Source organism: Arthrobacter sp. SPT-J7 (genome assembly GCF_059089965.1).
Genome location: NZ_JBNHFF010000628.1, coordinates 1 through 289, shown reverse-complemented (window position 1 = coordinate 289; position 289 = coordinate 1). Strand labels below are relative to the sequence as shown.

The window sequence follows — 289 nt, the reverse complement described above, 5'->3', positions numbered from 1 at the left end:
CATGGAGCCGACCATCCCGTCGGGCGGCGTCGTCCTCCTGTACAAGCCGGCCGCGGCGGCCGGCTGGATTCAGAGTGGCGTAGTGGTCGCTTTCACCAGCCCCGCTGACGGCCACACAGCCATCAAGCGGGTCGTCGCACGGGAGGGGCAAACCGTTGCTATCCGCGACGCGAAACTGTACGTCGACGACGTCGCCGTACCAGAGCCCTTCATCGACCACAGCCGCATCGACGCAACATACTTTGGACCTGAAAAGGTGCCCGCCGGAAGCGTTTTTGTGCTCGGGGAT

General features: G+C 64.4%; 1 protein-coding gene. It reads left to right on the top strand.

Features of this window, described 5'->3' with window-relative positions:
* Position 1: 1 nt before the first annotated feature.
* Positions 2-289, top strand: a 288-nt coding sequence (lepB, locus tag AC5RWX_RS34585; RefSeq protein WP_494100612.1) for a signal peptidase I, incomplete at its 3' end; no start/stop codon positions are given.